At 73.5% G+C, this 16572-nt stretch carries 13 protein-coding genes; 5 read left to right on the top strand and 8 right to left on the bottom strand.

The features are described 5' to 3' along the window. Positions 1-44: 44 nt before the first annotated feature. The gene (locus tag ABZX65_RS15520; protein WP_355338892.1) at positions 45-2036 is read left to right on the top strand and encodes a sigma-70 family RNA polymerase sigma factor; all 1992 of its coding nucleotides are present in this window, start codon (positions 45-47) and stop codon (positions 2034-2036) included. A gap of 19 nt (positions 2037-2055) precedes the next feature. On the opposite strand, the gene ABZX65_RS15515 is transcribed toward ABZX65_RS15520, so the two are convergent. After that, positions 2056-3171: a winged helix DNA-binding domain-containing protein gene (locus tag ABZX65_RS15515; RefSeq protein WP_355338889.1), complete on the bottom strand. Its 1116-nt coding sequence runs from the start codon at positions 3169-3171 to the stop codon at positions 2056-2058. Between the two features lie 176 nt (positions 3172-3347). Here ABZX65_RS15515 and ABZX65_RS15510 point away from each other — a divergent pair, with 176 nt between their 5' ends. Beyond that, entirely contained in the window at positions 3348-3923 is a 576-nt protein-coding gene (locus ABZX65_RS15510; RefSeq protein WP_355338887.1) for an RNA polymerase sigma factor, read from the top strand. Beyond that, positions 3920-4987: a CU044_5270 family protein gene (locus ABZX65_RS15505; protein ID WP_355338884.1), complete on the top strand. Its 1068-nt coding sequence runs from the start codon at positions 3920-3922 to the stop codon at positions 4985-4987. The genes ABZX65_RS15510 and ABZX65_RS15505 overlap by 4 nt, the downstream gene beginning before the upstream one ends. Positions 4988-5107: 120 nt before the next feature. Here the strand turns inward: ABZX65_RS15505 and ABZX65_RS15500 are convergent, their stop codons facing one another. The 5 genes from ABZX65_RS15500 to ABZX65_RS15480 form a co-directional block, all read right to left on the bottom strand. Further along, the gene (locus tag ABZX65_RS15500; RefSeq protein ID WP_355338881.1) at positions 5108-6280 is read right to left on the bottom strand and encodes an XdhC/CoxI family protein; all 1173 of its coding nucleotides are present in this window, start codon (positions 6278-6280) and stop codon (positions 5108-5110) included. Between the two features lie 43 nt (positions 6281-6323). Next, on the bottom strand, positions 6324-7790 hold the full coding sequence (locus ABZX65_RS15495; protein ID WP_355338878.1) for an NCS2 family permease: 1467 nt from the start codon (positions 7788-7790) through the stop codon (positions 6324-6326). A gap of 136 nt (positions 7791-7926) precedes the next feature. After that, complete coding sequence (locus ABZX65_RS15490; protein ID WP_355338875.1) at positions 7927-10341, bottom strand: molybdopterin cofactor-binding domain-containing protein; 2415 nt, start codon at positions 10339-10341, stop codon at positions 7927-7929. A 2-nt stretch (positions 10342-10343) separates the two neighbouring features. Beyond that, a complete protein-coding gene (locus ABZX65_RS15485) occupies positions 10344-10820 on the bottom strand; it encodes a (2Fe-2S)-binding protein (protein WP_355338872.1) in 477 nt (158 codons plus the stop codon). Further along, the gene (locus ABZX65_RS15480) at positions 10811-11716 is read right to left on the bottom strand and encodes a xanthine dehydrogenase family protein subunit M (protein ID WP_355338869.1); all 906 of its coding nucleotides are present in this window, start codon (positions 11714-11716) and stop codon (positions 10811-10813) included. Before ABZX65_RS15480 ends, ABZX65_RS15485 begins: the two co-directional genes overlap by 10 nt. 272 nt (positions 11717-11988) lie before the next feature. Here ABZX65_RS15480 and ABZX65_RS15475 point away from each other — a divergent pair, with 272 nt between their 5' ends. Together ABZX65_RS15475 and ABZX65_RS15470 are read left to right on the top strand one after the other, a co-directional pair. After that, a complete protein-coding gene (locus ABZX65_RS15475) occupies positions 11989-13650 on the top strand; it encodes a PucR family transcriptional regulator ligand-binding domain-containing protein (protein ID WP_355338866.1) in 1662 nt (553 codons plus the stop codon). Positions 13651-13872: 222 nt separating this feature from the next. Further along, on the top strand, positions 13873-14625 hold the full coding sequence (locus ABZX65_RS15470) for a hypothetical protein (RefSeq protein ID WP_355338863.1): 753 nt from the start codon (positions 13873-13875) through the stop codon (positions 14623-14625). Between the two features lie 102 nt (positions 14626-14727). On the opposite strand, the gene ABZX65_RS15465 is transcribed toward ABZX65_RS15470, so the two are convergent. Then, positions 14728-15570 carry an NmrA family transcriptional regulator gene (locus ABZX65_RS15465; protein ID WP_355338860.1) on the bottom strand — a complete coding sequence of 281 codons (843 nt, stop codon included), beginning with the start codon at positions 15568-15570 and terminating at the stop codon, positions 14728-14730. 88 nt (positions 15571-15658) lie between these two features. After that, positions 15659-16387 (bottom strand): GntR family transcriptional regulator, encoded by a 729-nt coding sequence (locus ABZX65_RS15460; protein ID WP_355338857.1) that lies wholly within the window; start codon positions 16385-16387, stop codon positions 15659-15661. Positions 16388-16572 lie beyond the last annotated feature (185 nt).

The following is a 16572-nucleotide window of genomic DNA, read 5'->3' as shown; positions in this document are numbered from 1 at the left end:
GTGTCACCCGGCCGGAGTCCGGGCCAGGACGGAGTGTGAGCAGCATGCGCGCAGGCGACCGGGTCGGTCCCGACCCCGCGTTGGTGAGTGCCGCGCGGGCGGGCGACCAGGCGGCACTCGACCGGCTGGTCGCGGAGTGCCTGCCGCTGGTCTACAACATCGTCGGGCGCGCCCTGGACGGGCACGACGACGTGGACGACGTGGTGCAGGAGACGCTGCTGCGAGTGGTCCGCGGCCTGTCCGACCTGCGCGACCCGGCGGCGTTCCGCTCCTGGCTGGTGGCCATCGCGGTCCGCCAGGTGCGCGACCGCGAGCAGGCGCGAAAGGCGGCGTGGCACCAGCAGACCGCCCTGGACGCGGCGGAGCTGATACCGGACCCGGCCTCGGACTTCGCCGCCGTGACGATCCTGCGGCTCGGGCTGACCGACCAGCGCCGGGAGATCGCGGAGGCCACCCGCTGGCTGGACCGCGACGACCGTACGCTGCTCGCGCTGTGGTGGCTGGAGGAGACCGGCGACCTCGGCCGCTCGGAGCTGGCCGACGCCCTGGGCCTGACCCGGCAGCACGCCGCGGTGAAGGTCCAGCGGATGAAGGAACAGCTCGAAACCTCGCGCACGGTGGTGCGCGCGCTCGGCGACGCGGGCGGCTGCGCGGGTCTCACGCATGTGACCGGCGGCTGGGACGGTGTGCCGAGCCCGCTGTGGCGCAAGCGCTTCGCGCGGCACATCCGCGGCTGCCCGGACTGCGGGCAGCGCGGCCGGACGCTGCTGCCGATGGACCGGCTGCTCAGCGGGCTGCCGCTGCTGCCGGTACCGCTCGGGATGCCGTTCAGCGCGCCCTTCGGCGGGCACGCCCCGGCGGCGCCCCCGCACACCGGCCCCGCGGGCCCGCCGCCCGCGCACTCCCCGATACCCCCCTCCCAGGCCGCTCCCCAAGCGGCGGCCCCGCGCACCGCTCCGCGACACCGCCCCCCACGGCGGAGCGGTGCGCCCCGGGGAATCCGCGGCAGGCTGCTGCACGGTCCGCTGAGCGTCCCGGCCGCCGCGATGGGCGCGGTCGCGGCGGTGGCGGCCGGAGCGCTGCTGGCCGTGCACCTGTCGGCCGACCGGTCCCCCGGCACCCCGACCGCCGACAGCACGCCGATCCGTCCTTCGGTGACGATCTCGGCGCCCGCCACGACCGCCTCCCCCTCCCCCACGCCGTCCGCGACGAGGACCGGCGCCAAGCCGACGACGAAGCCGCCGCGCAAGCCCACGCCGACGACCCACGCGCCGCCGCCCGCGGCGCCGCCGCCGGTCGCGCCGGTCTCCTCGGTCCGCAAGGGCGTCGGGGTGTGGTCCTTCCCCGGTGTGAGCACCGCGCTCGACCGGTCGGGCGCGGGCTGGTACTACACGTGGTCCACGACGCACGGCGGCATCAGCGGACCCGGCTTCGTGCCGATGATCTGGGGCGGTGACAGCGCGAGTCCGACGGCGCTGGCGCAGGCGAAGGCGGCGGGTCCGTACCTGCTGGGCTTCAACGAGCCGGACATGGGCGGCCAGGCGAACATGACGGTCGATCAGGCGCTGTCGCTGTGGCCGAAGTTGATGGCGAACGGCAAGGTGCTCGGCAGTCCCGCGGTCGCCTACGGCGGCGACACGGCCGGCGGCTGGCTCGACCGGTTCATGTCGGGGGCTCAACAGCGCGGCTACCGCGTCGACTTCATCGCCCTGCACTGGTACGGCGGGGACTTCACGACGCCGAACGCGGTCTCCCAGCTCAAGTCGTATCTGACGGCGGTCCACAACCGGTACAACAAGCCGATCTGGCTCACCGAATTCGCACTGATCGACTTCGCCAACGGCGTCCGCTTCCCGACCGACAGCCAGCAGGCCGCCTTCGTGACGGCCGCGACGAAGATGCTCGACGGGCTGCCGTGGCTCCAGCGGTACGCCTGGTTCGGGCTGCCCGCCGACGACAGCAAGCCGAGCAGCGGGCTGTTCCACAGCGGTCCGGTGGAGACGGCGGCGGGGCGGGCGTTCGAGGCGGCGCGCTGAGCGGTCGCAGCGCGCCGCCTCACCCAGCGGGTCGCTCGAACCGCACCTCGGGCGTCCGCGCCCGCGGGTCGGAGGCGGCCAGCAGCCGCAGACCCTCCGCGTCGAGCGCGTCCCGGTCGGCCGGGCGCAGCGGTGCGAAGGGCGCGACGACGACGGCCGCGGTGTCCTTGGCGCGCTCGAACCGCCAGGTGCCGCCGACGAATCCGTCGACCAGGACCGTGCCGCGGATGATGCCGTTGACGGTCATCACCCGCGGCCGGTGCTCGTCGGCGAGGACGCGGGTGCGGTCGGCGTGCGAGAGCAGCAGATTGTCGAAGTCGGCGACGAAGCGCGCGGAGACCTCGGTGGCGGGGTCGGTGAGTTCCGCGTCCGGCAGGTCGTACAGCTCCCTGCCGTCCTCGGCGGTGTAGGTCCGGCAGTCCAGCGCGGTGAAGACCTTCTTGAGGCCGGTGAGTCCGCACCACTTCTGCATGTCGGCGGGGGTGGCGGGGCCGTACGCGGCCAGGTAGCGGCGGACCAGCGCGGCCGGTTCCGCGGCGGTCGCGGCGGGGTCGGCCATCGGCTGTCCCAGCCAGTCGTCCAGCAGGGTGTAGGCGGGCTGGGCGCTCGCGCCCCACAGCCCGCGCGGCGGCACCTGTGCCAGCGGCGCCCACACCCGTAGCGCGTTGACCAGCGAGGCGGGGTCCGCGTCGGGCCAGCGGGCGCTCAGCGCGGTACGCAACTCGGCGGGTCCCAGCGGCCGTTCGGCCAGCGCCTCGCGGCCGTGCGCGACCAGTTCCGCGCGGTCGACGCCCGCGGCGCCCGCCGCCCACTGCGAGCCGCGAAATCCCCGGTCCAGCATCGGCTGGATCCACGGCCGCAGCCGCAGCGCGTCCGCCGCCGTCACCAGATGCACGGTGCCGCGCATCAAGACGACGCGCACCACCGCGCGTTCGGTGAGCAGCGTGCCCAACTCGTCGAAGCGGAAGCCGTTCAGCCGGGTCCACAGGCCCGGATAGGGCGAGGTGGGGTGCTGCGACTGGAGTCCGAGCAGATGGGCGACGGCGTCCTCGGCGGCCGTCCGCCGCCGGTCCAGCAGCAGCTGGCGCGCGAGCAGGGTCCGGTTGAGAGTGCGGCGGTCGAGCGGCGTGAGCATGGCTCCTACGCTAGGGCCCGTCGCGGACAGTTGCTGTCCGCGACGGCGGGCGGGCGGTGCGGGCGGTGCGCGCGACGGCCGAGCCACTGACCACCCTGACCTGCGGGAAGAAACGGTTTTCGGTCCCCGAACCAAGTGATGGGTGACAGGTGGCAGACAGCACAGGAGGTCCCCGCGTGCAGATACCCACGCACGAGCCCGGACGGAACCGAACCCCGTTCGGCGAGGTGTACGAGGCGCACTTCGACGCCGTTCTCGGCTTCATTACCCGGAGAACCACCGACCGGCACTTGGCCGCCGACCTGACCGCCGACGTCTTCGTGGCCGCGCTGGAGGCATTCGAGGGTTACGACCCCAGGCGCGGCACGCACCTCATGTGGCTCTACGGGATCGCCCGCAACACCACGGCCGCGCATGCCCGCCGCGCGGTACGTGAGCGGGACGCGGTGGCCGCGGTCAGCGGTCGGCGGCTGCTGGACGAGCAGGACATGCAGCGCTTCGAGGAGCGCATCGACGCCGAATGGGCGGCCAGGGAGTTGCTCGCCCGGCACGCCGGGCTCTCCGAGCCGCTGCGCGCGGTGATCGACCTCGTCGCTGTCGACGGTCTCACGACCAAGGAGGCCGCGAAGGTGCTCCGGATCTCCCAGGCGACCGCCCGGGTCCGCCTGCACCGCGCCCGCGCCGCCCTGCGTGCCGAATCCACCACCCCGTCCGCCGCATTCGATTCCCCCCTCACGGAGGTCACCCGATGAACACCCCGGTCGGATTCAAGCAACGCCTCGGTGCCGAGCTGGCCCTACTGGAACAGGCACGAGCCGAACAGCGGGAAACAGAGCGGGCACCCCGACCAAAGCTGCCGGTGGCCGCCCGCGGAATCCTCGCACGTCCCGCCGTACGTCGGACCGCGTTCGCGGGCCTGGCCGCGGGCGTGGCGGCCACCACGATCGTCGCGACCTCCTCCGTCCGGGGAGCGCAGCCCCGGCCGGTACACGCCATGACGGTCGCCCAGGTGCTGGACGCCGCCGCGGACAACGCCGCGAAGGGTCCGGGCAAGGAGCCGGGTCTCCACCAGTGGTTGTACACGGACGATGTTGTCTGCGTGACGACGTGCGGGCACGAGCGGTCCTGGTACCGGTACGACGGTCTCAAGAGCGCGTCGGTCGGCAAGTCATTGGCGTCAGGAAACCGCACTGCCGTCCAGGTGCGCGATGTCTTCACCCCCTTCCGCTCGGGGAAGGTCGGGGACCATCCGCGGGAGACCCGCGAGGTTCTGTCCCGACTGCCCACCGATCCCCACGAGCTCCTCAGGCGGGTGAGTACTGACCCCTTCTTCAACAGTTCAGGAGAAGAGCCGGGCGCGGCCCCCACCTACGGAATATTCCACAGCCTGGGTGAACGGCCCCCGGCCGTCACACCCGCAGCGCAGTTCACCAGGATCCTCCACATTCTGCGGACCGCATCGACCGTCCCGCCCCGGATCAACGCCGCGCTTTACCACGCGCTGGCGCTGATCCCCGGAACCACGCTGGTCAGCACGCCGATGCGAGACGCGGCCGGTCGGCCGGGACTCGCCATCGCCTTCGATTTCCACGATCGGCAACGAACGCACGAGTACCTCATCCTGGACCCGAGCACGTACACCTACCGCGGCGACCGCGTCGACTGGCACGGAGAGAGCGACTTCTCCGATTCCTTCGCCCGCGTGACGACCGGCGTCGTCGACCATCCCGGCCAGATGCCCGGCGGTCCCGCCCCGGACCCCTCGGACATCGTGGAACTGCCCCCGGTCGTCCAGGCGCCGCTCAAAGCACGCTGACCGACACCGCCAACAGGAGTTCGGGCCGCCCTGGGCCCGGGCCCCGCAACGGCGGTGCGGCGAGGTCCGGGTGCGGGTCCCGATCGGGACCCGCACCCGGTCTCGGCGGGCCGGTGGCCGCTACGCGGCCGGGGAGCCCAGGCGGCGGGACGGGGTCTTGGGCTCGTGGTGGATCGGGGTGCGGGCGCCGGTGAGGGGGGCGCCGGAGCCGCCGCGCGAGTGGGCGACGATCTCGGCGGCGATCGACAGGGCGGTCTCCTCGGGCGTGCGGGCGCCGAGGTCGAGGCCGATCGGCGAGTGGAGCCTGGCCAGGTCGAGTTCGGTCACCCCGGTGTCGCGCAGCCGGTCCAGGCGCGCGAGATGGGTGCGGCGCGAGCCCATCGCGCCGATGTAGGCCAGCGGCAGCCGCAGCGCCCGCTCCAGCAGGGGGATGTCGAACTTGGCGTCGTGGGTGAGGACGCAGACCGCTGTACGGCCGTCCAGCCGCCGCTGCCGCGCCTCTGCCTCCAGGTAGCGGTGCGGCCAGTCGACGACTACCTCGTCGGCCTCGGGGAAGCGGCGGGCGGTGGCGAAGACCGGCCGCGCGTCGCAGATCGTCACGTGGTAGCCGAGGAACTTGCCCGCCCGTACCAGCGCCGCCGCGAAGTCGATCGCCCCGAAGACCAGCATCCGCGGCGGCGGCACGCTGGCCTCGACCAGCAGGGTGAGCGGCGCGCCGCATCGGCTGCCGTCCGCGCCGATCACGACGGTCCCGGTGCGCCCGGCGGCCAGCAGCGCGCGGGTCTCGGCCGCCGCCGTACGGTCCCGCTCGTCGTCACCGAGCGAGCCCGCGTACGCACCGGCGCCTTCGGCCTCGCGGACCAGCAGCGCCCGGCCCAGCAGCTCCGCCGGGCCCTCGACCACGCGGGCCACCGCCGCCGCCTCGCCGGAGACGGCCGCGGCCAGCGCCGCGACGACCTCGGGCCGTACCGCGGGGTCGATCCGCTGCACGAAGATGTCGATCTCGCCGCCGCAGGTCAGGCCGACGGCGAAGGCGTCCTCGTCGGAGTAGCCGAAGTGCTGGAGGACCGCGGCCGCGTCGGGGCCCGCGGCCAGCACCTCCCGGCACAGCTCGTAGACCGCGCCTTCCACGCACCCGCCGGACACGCTGCCGATGGCGTCGCCGCCGCCGTCGACGGCGAGCGCCGCACCGGGCTGGCGCGGGGCGCTGCCGCCGGTCGCGACGACCGTCGCGACGGCGAACGGACGCCCGAGACCGCACCAGCGGTACAACTCGTCAGCGATGTCCAGCATGGCGTTCCAGCTCCTTCTTCCTACAACTCGCTCTGCCCGGCGGTCACTTGACGCCGAGCCAGCCCTCGATCGGGTGCAGGGCGAAATAGACGACGAAGACGGCCGTGAGAATCCACATGAACAGCCCCGGCTCGCGCCACTTGCCCTGCGCGGCCTTGATGGCGGTGTACGAGACGACCCCGGCGCCGACTCCCGCGGTGATGGAGTAGGTGAACGGCATGAGGGCGACGGTCATGAAGACGGGTACGGCCACGGCGCGGTCGGACCAGTCGACGTGCCGTGCGTTGCTCATCATCATCGCGCCGATCACGACGAGCGCGGCGGCGGCGACCTGGCCGGGCACGATCTGGGCCAGCGGGGTGAAGAACAGGCCGAGCGCGAAGAGGACGCCGGTGACGACCGAGGACAGGCCGGTGCGGGCGCCCTCGCCGACGCCGGTCGCGGACTCGATGAAGACGGTCTGCCCCGACGCTCCCGCGACGCCGCCGATCGCGCCGCCCGCGCCGTCGACGAACAGCGCCTTCGACAGGCCCGGCATCCGGCCCTTGTCGTCGGCGAGCCCGGCCTCGGTGCCGACGCCGATGATGGTGGCCATCGCGTCGAAGAACCCGGCGAGCACCAGAGTGAAAACGATGACGCCGACGGTCATACCGCCGATCGAGCCCCAGCCGCCGAACTCGACATGGCCGAAGAGCCCGAAGTCCGGCATCGAGACCGCGCTGCCCTCCAGCTTGGGCGCGCTGCCTCCCCAGTCGGCCGCCGTGAGGTCGCCCGCCGCGTTGACGATCACGGACAGGACGGTGCCGGCCACGATGCCGATCAGGATCGCGCCCGGCAGATTCCTGGCCTGGAGCATGAAGATCAGCAGCAGGGTCACGCAGAAGAGCAGCACGGGCCAGCCGCGCAGCTGGCCGCCGGCGCCGAGGGCGACCGGCGCCGTGCCGTGCGGGTCGCCCTTGCCGACGAAACCGGCGTTGACCAGGCCGATCATCGCGATGAACATGCCGATGCCGATGGTGATGCCGTGCTTGAGCGCCAGCGGTATCGCGTTCATGACGATCTCGCGCAGCCCGGTGACCACCAGCAGCACGATGACGCCGCCGTAGATCACGCACATACCCATAGCCTGCGGCCAGGTCATGTTCGGAGCCACTTGGGTGGAGATCACCCCGGCCACGCTCAGCCCCGCCGCGAGCGCGAGCGGCACCTTGCCGACGAAGCCCATCAGCAGGGTGGAGACGGCGGCGGCCAGCGCCGTCGCGGTGATCAGCGCGGCGTGGCTGAGCTTGTGCCCCGCCACGTCGGGTCCCGACAGCAGCAGCGGGTTGAGGAGCAGGATGTAGCACATCGCCATGAAGGTCGTGATGCCGCCGCGGACCTCGCGGGGGATCGACGAGCCTCGGGCCGAGATGTGGAAGTACCGGTCGAGCCAGGATCTCCCGGCGGGCTGTCGCGAGCCTTCGCCCGCGTCCTCCGCCGCCGTCCGCGGCTCTACTGGCGTCTGGGTCATGGTGCCAACTCCCAAGGTTCACAGGGGCACTCGTACGCGGTGTACGGGATTTGGGATCTGCGTGGCCTGCACGACCCGGGGGACGGCCCGAGACGAACAAGAAAGGGGGACCGGGGGACGGGAGCCCCCCGGCCGCCTAGGTTCCGGTCAGGTGCTCCGGCCGGATCGGGGTCCGGTTCAACTCCAGCCCCGTCGCGTTCCTGATCGCCGCGAGGACCGCGGGAGTGGACGACAACGTGGGCGCCTCGCCGACGCCGCGCAGGCCGTAGGGCGCGTGCTCGTCGGCGAGTTCGAGCACGTCGACCGGGATGGTCGGCGTGTCGAGGATCGTGGGGATCAGGTAGTCCGTGAAGGACGGGTTGCGGACCTTGGCGGTCCTGGGGTCGACGATGATCTCCTCCATCACCGCCACGCCCAGGCCCTGTGTGGTGCCGCCCTGGATCTGGCCGACGACCGACAGCGGGTTGAGCGCCTTGCCGACGTCCTGGGCGCAGGCGAGTTCGACCACCTTGACCAGGCCCAGTTCGGTGTCGACCTCGACCACCGCGCGGTGCGCGGCGAAGCTGTACTGGACGTGGCCGTTGCCCTGTCCGGTGCGCAGGTCGAACGCGACGGTCGGGCGGTGCCTGAACTCCAGTTCCAGGTCGACGGCTTCGTCCTCCAGGACGTCCGCGATGTCGGCCAGCGCCTCGCCGCCGTCGGTGACGACCTTGCCGCCCTCCAGCAGGAGTTCGGCGGTGGCCCACGCCGGGTGGTAGGTGCCGAATTTGCGGCGGCCGGTCTCCAGCACCTTCTCGCGTACGGCTTCGCAGGTGTTCTTCACCGCGCCGCCGGTCATGTACGTCTGCCGGGAGGCGGAGGTGGAACCGGCCGAGCCGACCCGGGTGTCGGCGGGCTGGATGGTGACCTGGGTGACGCCGAGTTCGGTGCGGGCGATCTGGGCGTGCACGGTGACGCCGCCCTGGCCGACCTCGGCCATCGCGGTGTGCACGGTCGCGACCGGCTCGCCGTTGATGACCTCCATCCGCACCCGGGCGGTGGAGTAGTCGTCGAAGCCCTCGGAGAAGCCGACGTTCTTGATGCCGACCGCGTAGCCGACACCGCGTACGACGCCTTCGCCGTGCGTGGTGTTGGACAGACCACCGGGCAGCGCGCGTACGTCGGCGGCTCCCCCGGCCACCTCCCACTGGCGCTCGGGCGGCAGCGGGCGGGCCTTGACCCGGCGCAGCAGTTCGGCGACCGGCGCGGGCGAGTCGACGGGCTGGCCCGTCGGCATGAGCGTGCCCTGCTCCATGGCGTTGAGCTGACGGAACTCGACCGGGTCCAGGCCGAGTTCGGCCGCGACCTTGTCCATCTGCGCCTCGTAGGCGAAGCACGCCTGGACCGCGCCGAAGCCGCGCATCGCGCCGCAGGGCGGGTTGTTGGTGTAGAGGGCCAGCGCCTCGATGTCGACGTCCTCGACGACGTACGGGCCGACCGACAGGGAGGCGGCGTTGCCGACGACGGCCGGGGAGGCGGAGGCGTAGGCGCCGCCGTCCAGCACGATCCGGCACTTGATGTGGGTGAGCTTGCCGTCGCGGGTCGCGCCGTGCTCGTACCAGAGCTTGGCGGGGTGGCGGTGGACGTGGCCGAAGAAGGACTCGAAGCGGTTGTAGACGATCTTGACGGGCTTGCCGGTGCGCAGCGCCAGCAGGCAGGCGTGGATCTGCATCGACAGGTCCTCACGGCCGCCGAAGGCGCCGCCGACGCCGGAGAGCGTCATCCGGACCTTCTTCTCCGGCAGCCCGAGGACCGGCGCGATCTGCCGCAGGTCGGAGTGGAGCCACTGGGTGGCCACGTAGAGGTCGACGCCGCCGTCCTCGCCGGGCACGGCCAGGCCGGACTCGGGGCCGAGGAACGCCTGGTCCTGCATGCCGAAGACGTACTCGCCGCTGACGACCACGTCGGCGCGGGCCGCCCCCGCGTCCGCGTCGCCGCGCACGATGGGCTGGCGGTGGACGATGTTGGGGTGCGGGACATGGCCGATGTGGTGGTCCTCGCGGCCCTCGTGGACCAGGACGGCACCGGGCGCGGTGGCGGACGCCTCGTCGGTGATCACCGGCAGGTCGACGTACTCCACGCGGATCTTCGCGGCGGCGCGGCGCGCGGTCTCCGGGTGGTCGGCGGCGACCAGCGCCACCGGCTCGCCGTGGTGGCGGACCTTGCCGTGGGCGAGGACCGGGGTGTCCTGGATCTCCAGGCCGTAGTTCTTCACCTCGGTGGGCAGGTCGTCGTAGGTGAGCACCGCGTAGACGCCCGAGGTGGCCAGCGCCTGCGAGGTGTCGATGGAGCGGATCTCGGCGTGCGCGACGGTGCTGCGCAGCGTGTAGCCCCACAGCATGTCCTCGTGCCACAGGTCCGAGGAGTACGCGAATTCGCCGGTGACCTTCAGGATGCCGTCAGGGCGCAGCGTGGACTCGCCGATGCCGCCCTTGGAGGCGGCGCCCTGAGTGAGGCTGGTGGGTGTCCGGGTGACGGACGAACCGGCGCCGGGCGCGGGTGTGTTGGGCATGCTCACACCGCTCCTTCGGTACGGGCGGCGGCCAGCCGTACGGCGTCGAGGATCTTCTCGTAGCCGGTGCAGCGGCACAGGTTGCCGGACAGCGCCTCGCGGATGTCGCCGTCGGACGGCTCGGGGACGCGTTCGAGCAACTCGTCGGCGGCGACCAGCAGTCCGGGGGTGCAGAAGCCGCACTGGACGGCGCCCGCGTCCACGAACGCCTGCTGGACGGTGGAGAGTTCACCGCCCTCACCGGCCAGGCCCTCGACGGTGACGACCTCGCGGTCCTGCGCCTGGCCCGCGGCGACCAGACACGAACACACCGGCACGCCGTCCAGGCGGACCGTGCAGGAGCCGCATTCGCCCTGCTCGCAGGCGTTCTTGGAACCGGGCAGGCCCATCCGCTCGCGCAGCACGTACAGCAGGCTCTCGCCCTCCCATACGTCGTCGGCTTCCTGCGGACTGCCGTTGACGGTGAAGGTCACGCGCATGGCTTGCTCCTGTCGTCCAGCTCGTGGGGCTCGTTGCCGCGGTACTGCTCCCAGGACCAGCCGAGCGTGCGGCGGGCCATGACGGCCAGCGCGTGCCGCCGGTAGGACGCGGTGCCGCGGACGTCGTCGATCGGGTTGGCGGCCCCGGAGACCAGCTCCGCGAACTGCCGGGCGACGGCGGGCGGGATCACCCCGCGGCTCTCCCACAGCCCGGCCTCGTCCAGCGCGGCGGCCAGGAACTCCTCGGCCGTCCGCGCCCGGATCGGGGTGGGCGCGGCCGAGCCGATGCCGGTGCGGACCTCGCGGATCTCGGGGTGCAGGGCCAGGCCGAAGGCGCAGACCGCGATGACCATCGCGTTGCGGGTGCCGACCTTGGAGAACTGCTGCGGCCCGGTCGCCTTCTTCAGCCGCACGGCGCGGATCAGCTCGTCGGGCTCCAGCGCGTTGCGCTTCACCCCCCGGTAGAAGTCGTCGATGGGGATCAGCCGGGTGCCGCGTACGGACTGCGCCTCGACCTCGCCGCCGCCCGCGAGCAGCGCCGGGTGGGCGTCACCCGCCGGGGAGGCGGTGCCGAGGTTGCCGCCGACACCGCCGCGGTTGCGGATCTGCGGGGAGGCGACGGTGTGACTGGCCAGCGCGAGGCCGGGCAGCTCGGCTCTGAGGTTCTCCATGATCCGGGTGTACGGGACGGAGGCGCCGAGCCGGACGGTGTCCTCGGCCGCCTCCCACTCCTGGAGCTCACCGATGCGGTTCAGGTCCAGCAGAAACTCGGGCCTGCGGTGGTCGAAGTTGATCTCGACCATCACGTCCGTGCCACCCGCGATGGGCACAGCGGAGGGATGCTCGGCCTTGGCGGCGAGCGCTTCCTCCCAGCTGGCGGGGCGCAGGAATTCCATGGGGTTCTCTTCTCGAATCCGAGTGGGCTGTTCATGTCCTGTACACGCGGGGTGGCCCCAGTACACGGCTGTGGGGCCGTCCGGGTGCAGTCACCGAAAACATGAAGCGGTTGGCTGGCCAAGGGGCGGGTCTTGTAGATTCCTCCGAAAGGGTCCGCTCCGAAACCTCGCGGCAGCCCACCCGCAACACCGGTGTTCGACACTGCGACCCGGGCTCCCGCGACGACGGCCGGGACCGCGACCACGACCCGGCAGAGGACAAGGCGACGACTATGCGGCTGCGCGCACTGCTGGACACCGAGGCCCTCGGCCTGCGGCTGCTCGGCGGCGAGGACGAGCTGGACCGTACGGTCCGCGGGGTGATGACCACGGACCTGCGCGACCCCAGCCGCTATCTGACCGGCGGCGAACTGGTCCTCACCGGTCTGGCCTGGCGGCGCGGCCCCGACGACTGCGAGCCCTTCGTCCGGCTGCTGGCCGGCGCCGGGGTGGCGGCGCTCGCGGCGGGCGAGGCGGGGCTGAGCACGATCCCGCAGGATCTGGTGGCCGCCTGCGCCCGGCACCGGCTGCCGCTGTTCGCGGTGGACGAGACGGTGGCCTTCGCGACCGTCACCGAGTACGTGGTCCGGCAGGTCTCCGGCGGCCGGGCGGGTGATCTCGCGGCGGTCGTGGACCGGCACCGGCGGCTGATGTCGTCGGGGCCCGCGGGCGGCGGCCCCGACGCCGTGCTCGACCTGCTCGGCAGCGACCTGGACCTGCGCGCCTGGGTGCTGTCCGCGGTCGGCCGGGAGATCGGCGGCTCCGGCCAGTCGCTGGCCGCCTCGGTCCGCGCCGAGCTGGCCGGCGCCCAGCAGGCCGCCGCCCGCACCGCCCGGCCCGCGCCGCACCGCGTCGCGGTCCAGGGCGGCCGGATCTACTCGCTCTTCCCGGTCCGCGCGGGGGCTGAGGACGTACGGGCGACCGTACTGTCCGACTGGTTCCTCGCCGTCGAGGCGGACGCCGGAGAGTGGCCCGCGGAGCGCCTGGACCTGCTGCACGGCGTCACGCAGCTCATCGCGGTGGAGCGGGAGCGGCGGGACGCGGCCCGTACGGTACGGCGGCGGCTGGCCGCGGAGGTCTTCGAGCTGGTGCGCGGCGGGGCGCCGCCCGCCGAGATCGGCGCCCGGCTGCGGGCCGCGGCGCCCGTCCTGGTGCCGGGCGCGGGCGGCGCGCCGCAGTGGCAGATCGTGGTCGCCCGGGTCGACTGGGCGGGCGGCGACCTGGCGCCGGGACCGGTGGCGCGGGACCTGCTGGAGGAAGTGCTGGTCGACCCGGCGGCGGCCGGGGCCGAGGCGACGGACCGGATCGCGGTGGCGCACCTGGACGACAAGGCGATGGCGCTGGTACCGCTGCCGCCGCCGGTCCCCGGCGCCCAGGAGGGCGGCGAGGACTCCCCCGCGACCCTGCACGCCGACCGGCTGCTCGACGTGCTGCGCGGCCCGCTCGGCCGCGGGCTCGCCGACGACGGACGGCTGACCATCGGCGTCAGCGCCGCCGTGCAGTCCGCCGAGGGGCTGCGCGGCGCCCTGGAGGAGGCCAGGCACGCGCGCCGGGTGGCCGCGGCCCGCCCCGGCCGGGTCTGCGTGGCCGGGCACGAGGAGCTGGCCTCCCACGTCCTGCTGCTGCCCTTCGTCCCCGACGACGTGCGCCGTGCCTTCACCGCCCGGCTGCTCGACCCGCTGCGCGCGTACGACCGCAGGCACCGCGCCGACCTCATCCCGACCCTTGGGGCGTTCCTGGAGTGCGACGGCTCCTGGACGCGCTGCGCCACCCGGCTGCACCTGCACGTGAACACGCTGCGGTACCGGATCGGGCGGATCGAACAGCTGACGGGGCGTGATCTGTCGCGCCTCGAGGACAAGTTGGACTTCTTCCTCGCGCTGCGGATGAGCTGACGGCACGGCGGTACGGGCGGCGCGCCCGCCGGAGTGGCCGTCGAATCTCCTTCACACGTTCACCTGTTGGACCGTCCGACCTGCCGAACAGGCATTAGTGATCCCGTTCACAAAAGGTGATCTCCAACCCCTTGGCGTGGACCCCCGCGCCATGTTGGACTTCGGCCACTGCACGTAAGCAGGAACTCGCACTCGCTCGACGACGCGCTTGGGGGAGAGACTGTGGCGGAAACCGCCCTGTCGGAATCGGTGGTCGGGGAACCGGACGTATGGCGGCTGCGGGCTCGCGGCTGCTGGGCGGAGGCGGCGACACTGCTCGCGCCGTTCTGCGCCGACCACGCCGGAGCCGCGCTACGGAGGGCGGAACTGCTGGTCGAGGGGTGTTTCTACCACCTCGACGGCTGGTCCGATGCGGAGGACGCGCTGCGCGCCGCCGAAGCGCTGGCGGGCACCGACGAGGAGCGCGGTGCCGCCGCCTCCGAACGGGGGTACCTCGCGTACGGCGCGACGCTGTTCTCCGTACGCGACCGCGCCGACGAGGCCAGCTCCGCGTTCGGCCGCGCCGCCGCGCTGCTGTCCCCCGCCTCTCCCGGCAGGCCGCTGCTGGACTTCCGGCGCGGCCTGGTCGCCGAGAACATCGCCGCCAATCCGGCTGCCGCCCGCGCCGCCTACCGCCGCGCCCACGCCGGCGCCGTCGCCCACGGCGACGTCTTCCTGACCTCCTTCACCTGGCGCCACCTCGCGGGGCTCGCCGCTGCCGACGGCGAGATCGCCGAGGCCCGGCACGGCTTCGCGGAGTCCCTCCGCATCCGCGTCTCCCTCGGGCACCTCGTCGGCACCGCCCCGGCGCTGCTCGCCCTGGCCGATGTCGAGGACGAGCCCGAGGCCGCCCGGCTCCGCCTTGAGGCCGCCCGCCTCTACGCCCTCCTGGACGGCGTCCCCACCTGGCTCGCCCCGGCCTTCACGGCGGCCTAGGGCAGGCCCCCGCCACCGGCCCCGGCGGGGCGGTTCGGGCGTCTCCGGACACCTGCCGGTGGCGGCGGTCCGCGCGGTTGCGTTCCCCGGGGCGGCGCGGGGTCAGCCCCGGGTCCAGGCGCCTTCGGAAGCGGCCCGCAGGGCGTATTCGGTGAAGTCGCGCGGCGGACGCCCCAGGGCTTGCCGGACGCCGTCCGCGGTGTGGGCGTTGCGGCCGTCGAGGACTTCGGTGAACAGGTCGGTGAGGAGCGAGACCAGCTCGGCGGGAAGCCCGTGGGAGCCGAGCAGGGCGGCGTACTCGGCGGCCGGCAGGTGCGTGTACCGGATGTCGCGCCCCGTGGCGCGGGCGATCTCGGCGGTGGCCTCGCCGAAGGTGAGCAGGCGGGGCCCGGTGACCTCGTACACCTTCCCCTCGTGCCCCGGCGCGGTCAGCGCGGCCACGGCGACGTCCGCGACGTCCTCGGCGTCGACGAAGGGCTCGCCGACCTCACCCGCGGGCAGCGCGATCTCCCCGGCGAGCACCGGCTCCAGCAGATAGTCCTCGCTGAAGTTCTGGGCGAACCAGCTCGACCGTACGATCGTCCAGTCGGCGCCGCTGTCCTGGACGGCCCGCTCGCCGCGGAGCGCGCCCGGCTCGCCGCGGCCGGAGAGCAGGACCAGCCGCCGTACGCCCAGCTCCACGGCGAGCGCGGCGAAGGCGCCCACGTCGTCGGCGCCCTCGGGCGCGGCCAGGTCCGGGGAGTAGGCGATGTAGGCGGCGCGGACGCCGTCGAGCACCTTCGGCCAGGTCCCCCGGTCCTCCCAGAGGAACGGCGGCTCGCCCGCCCGCGAGCCGATCCGTACCCGCAGCCCGTGCTCGCGCAGCCCGGCGGCGACGCGGCGGCCGGTCTTCCCGTTGCCGCCGAGGACCAGCACCGTCTCGTGTCGTGCGTCTGTCGTCGTCATGGGTCAAGCCAACGTCAGCGGCCCTCCCCCGGACCATGGCCGACCCGCTCACCGGCATACGCGGGCGTCTTCGGCCGTCTCGACCGGCTCAGCCGCGGGCGGCGCCCGAGAAGTGCTCCCTGACCAGCGCCTCGACGGTGTCGGTGTCCCCCGCGACGAGGGCGTCGAGCAGTACGGCGTGCTCGGTGGCGTCGGCGAGCAGCTCCGCCGGGGCCGGGCGGGCGGCGTGCGGCGGGCGCGGGACGGCCAGCGGCCACTGGGCGCGGCGGTGCAGCTCGTCGGCGACGGAGACGAGCTGGAGGTTGCCCGACAGGCCCAGCATCGCGCGGTGGAAGGCGCGGTCGGACTCGGCGTAGGCGGCCCGGTCGCCGAGGGCGGCGGCGGTCACGGTCGCCTCGGCCAGCGGGCGCAGCGCCTCCCACTGGTCGGCGGTGACGCTGCGGGCGAGGCCGAGGACGACGGGCACCTCGAGCAGGGCGCGGATCTCGGCCAGCTCGGCCAGGTCGCGGGCGCTGCGCTCGGTGATCCGGAAGCCGCGGTTGGGCAGCACCTCGACGGCGCCCTCGCGGGCCAGCAGTTGCATGGCCTCGCGGATGGGCGTGGCGGAGACGCCGTAGCGGCCGGCGAGGGCGGGCGCGGAGTGCACGGTGCCGGGCGGCAGCTCACCGCTGACCAGCGCGTGCCGCAGCGCTCCGAGCACCTGGTCGCGTACGGACAGCCGCTCGGGCATGCGCCGCGGCGCGGGCAGCTCCGGCTGCCCGGCGTGCGGGTGGTCGCCGCGTACCTGCTCGGCGCCCCCGGGTGCGGCTCGTTCCACGCGGCGTCCCTCTCCGTACTCCGTGAGCGTGACCGGCCGTCCTGGCCGTGACCGGTGACCAGTGCCTGGTGACGCCACTCGGGTGGCGCAGTGCGGTAAGCGTAACCCGCGCCGGTGGTGTCCCCGGCCGCCCGCGCATTACCCCCACGGGGTATCGCGCGGAGCGCCGTACACGCGCCGGTCAC

This window comes from Streptomyces sp. NPDC003300, assembly GCF_040610915.1.
In the GTDB taxonomy this organism is placed as follows: Bacteria; Actinomycetota; Actinomycetes; order Streptomycetales; family Streptomycetaceae; genus Actinacidiphila.
This window is presented reverse-complemented; position numbering and strand designations above follow the sequence as displayed.